This window comes from Paralimibaculum aggregatum, assembly GCF_030270585.1.
GTDB classification, from domain to species: domain Bacteria; phylum Pseudomonadota; class Alphaproteobacteria; order Rhodobacterales; family Rhodobacteraceae; genus Thermohalobaculum; species Thermohalobaculum aggregatum.
On record NZ_BSYI01000094.1, the window covers coordinates 1 to 3,022 of the forward strand.

Genomic DNA, 3,022 nt, shown 5'->3' on the forward strand with positions numbered 1-3,022 from the left:
CCCTGTCCCTTTCCTTCCATGCGGTTGGTTCTGGTCCTCCGGTTGCCCAGTCGAGGAGTTCTGCGGTGTGGAGGATGGGGGTTTTTGTTGCGGCGCCGATCTGCATCATGCAGCCGATGTTTCCGGCGGCGATGACCTGCGGCGCGAGCGCCTCGAGATGGCCGGCCTTGCGGTCGCGCAGCTGCGCCGAGAGCTCGGGCTGCATCAGGTTGTAGGTGCCGGCGGAGCCGCAGCACAGATGCGGCTCGCGCGGCTCGAGCACGGTGAAGCCGGCGGCCTTCAGCAGCGCCTTCGGCTCGGCCCTGATCTTCTGGCCGTGCTGCAGCGAGCAGGCCGCGTGATAGGCGACGCGGAGCGCCGGCGCATGGCCCGGCGCGCGCAGCCCGAGCCCGGCCATCACCTCGGTCAGGTCCTTCGCCAGCCCGGCCACCCGGGCGGCCTCGGCGGCCAGCGGGGCGTTGCGGAACATGTGGCCGTAATCCTTCACCGTGGTGCCGCAGCCGGAGGTGTTGATGACGATGGCGTCGAGCCCGTCGCCGGCGATCTCGCGCATCCAGGCGCGGATGTTGCGCGCCGCGGCGGCGTGGCTCTCGGCGGTCTTGCCCATGTGATGGGTGAGCGCGCCGCAGCAGCCGGCGCCCGCGGCCACCACCACCTCGGCGCCGTGGCGGGTGAGCAGGCGGATGGTGGCGTCGTTGATGTCGGTGTTGAGCGCACGCTGGGCGCAGCCGGTCATCAGCGCCACGCGCAGCTGCCGCGGTCCCTCGGCCGGGAACACCTGCGGGTCGTCGTTGCGGCTGACCGGCGGGATCCGCCGCGGCGCCATCTCGAGCATGGCGCGCAGCCGCGGATCCGGCACCAGGCGGCGGAACGGCCGGGCGATCTTCGCCCCCAGCATGGCGAGGCGGAAGCGCATCGGATGGGGCAGGATGCGCGCCAGCAGCCAGCGCAGCGCCCGGTCGTCCCAGCGCCGGGTGTGGTGCTGCTGGATGTATTCCCGGGCATGGTCGACGAGATGCATGTAATGCACGCCGGAGGGGCAGGTGGTCATGCAGGCGAGGCAGGACAGGCAGCGGTCGACATGCAGCACGGTCTTCGGGTCGGGCCTGGCGCCGCTCTCCAGCATCTGCTTGATCAGGTAGATCCGCCCGCGCGGGCTGTCGAGCTCGTCGCCGAGGATCTGGTAGGTCGGGCAGGTGGCGGTGCAGAAGCCGCAATGGACGCAGGCGCGCAGCACCTCGTTCGACCGCGCGATCCCCGGATCGGCGAGCTGCTCGGGCGTGAAGACAGTCTGCATGCAGGTCTCCTCAGGCGGCCATGCGGCCGGGGTTCAGGATGCCCTCGGGATCGAAGGCGCGGCGCAGCGAGGCCGAGAGCGCGGCGAGCCGCGGCGGCTCGGGCTGGAACACCGCCGCCGCGGCGCGCAGCACCGCCGGCGCGCGCACCAGCGTGGCATGGCCGCCGCGCGCCGGCAGCAGCGCCCGCAGCGCCGCGGCATGGGCATCGGGGCTGTCATCGGGGCTGGCGGGGCTGGCGGGGCTGGCATCGGGCAGGCTGGCGGGCAGGCGCGCCCAGATCAGCCCGCCGCCCCAGTCGAGCATCGTCTCGGCGCCGAGCCGCGCCGCCAGCGCCGCCACCAGCGCCGGCGCATCGCCGGGCGCCACCGAGATCCGCCAGACCGGGCGCGGGTCGCCCCCGCCATCGCCCCCGCCATCGCCAGCGCCATCGGCAGCCGGTTCGGCGGCGAAGGGCTCGGCATCGCGCACCCGGCGCCAGAGCGCGGCATGCGCCGCGCCCTCGATCACCCGGGCATCGCCGGGCAGCCGTTCGCGCAGCCGCCCGATGCGATAGCCGACCTGGGCCTCGAAGCCCTCGATGCGCAGCAGCGTCAGCGCCGTGCCATCCGCCGCCGCCGCCGGCAGATGCGCCGCCCCGGTCACCTCGTAGGGGGTGCCGAGGGCGGCCGACATCGCCGCCACCGCATCCGCCGTCTCCAGCCCCTCGAGCGCCAGCGTCGCCGCCGCCTCCGGTGCCGGCAGCAGCTTGAAGGCGACCTCGGTCAGCACCCCGAGGGTGCCGAGCGCGCCGCAGAGCAGCTTCACCAGGTCGTAGCCGGTGACGTTCTTCATCACCCGCCCGCCGCTCCGCAGCACCGTGCCGCGCCCGTCGACGAAGCGCAGCCCGATCAGGCTGTCGCGGCAGGCCCCGGCCTGGATCCGCCGCGGCCCGGAGATGTTGCCCGCCGCCACCGCGCCGATGCTCGGCGACCCGGCGCTGCCATAGAGCGCGCGGTGGTCCATCGGCTCGAAGGCGAGGCGCTGGCGCTCGGCCGCCAGCGCCGCCTCGATCTCGGCCATCGGCGTGCCGGCGCCGGCCACCAGGGTCAGCGCCCCGGCATCGTGCAGCCGGATGCCGGAGAGCCCGGAGACATCGAGCACCGCCGCCGCCCGCACCGGCCGGCCGAGCCCGCCCCGGGTCCCGCCCGAGCGGATCTCCAGCCCCCGGCGCGCGCCCTGCGCGCCGCCCTGCGCGGCCCCATGCCCGGCCACCGCCTCGGCCAGCTCCGCCTCCGTGGCCGGCCGCAGCGCCGCCGGCGCCGCGCCCGCCGTAGCCGTCATTGTGCCCGTCATTGTGCCCGTCTTTGCGCCCGTCTCTGCGCCCGCCTCCGCGCCCGCCGCGGCGTCCGTCCCGGTCATCGCCCGGCCCCGTGCCGCGCCGCCGGGGCCGCCCGCCGCGCCGCCGAGGCCGCGAGCGGGAACACCTTGGCCGGGTTCAGCAGCCAGCCCGGGTCGAAGCAGTCCTTCACCCGCATCTGCGCCTCGAGATCGGCGTCGGAGAACTGGTGCCCCATCAGGTCGCGCTTCTCGATGCCGACCCCGTGCTCGCCGGTCAGGCAGCCGCCGACCTCGACGCAGAGCCGCAGGATGTCGGCGCCGAGCGCCTCGGCCTTCTCGAGATCGCCCGGCCGGTTGGCGTCGAACAGGATCAGCGGATGCATGTTGCCGTCGCCGGCATGGAAGAC

3 protein-coding genes are annotated in these 3,022 nt (G+C 74.9%); all 3 read right to left on the reverse strand.

Annotated elements, in window-relative coordinates:
* The coding region (gene glcF, locus QSJ97_RS24310; RefSeq protein WP_285675073.1) for a glycolate oxidase subunit GlcF at positions 1-1,297 on the reverse strand (1,297 nt) is incomplete at its 3' end.
* Between the two features lie 10 nt (positions 1,298-1,307).
* Complete coding sequence (locus tag QSJ97_RS24315; RefSeq protein ID WP_285675074.1) at positions 1,308-2,618, reverse strand: FAD-binding protein; 1,311 nt, start codon at positions 2,616-2,618, stop codon at positions 1,308-1,310.
* A 74-nt stretch (positions 2,619-2,692) separates the two neighbouring features.
* A partial coding sequence (locus tag QSJ97_RS24320; protein ID WP_285675075.1) for an FAD-linked oxidase C-terminal domain-containing protein occupies positions 2,693-3,022 on the reverse strand: 330 nt, incomplete at its 5' end.

Bases quoted from the DNA above. Each gene is read 5' to 3' on its own strand.
- QSJ97_RS24315 (WP_285675074.1), bottom strand. From the start codon at position 2,618: ATGACGGCTACGGCGGGCGCGGCGCCGGCGGCGCTGCGGCCGGCCACG.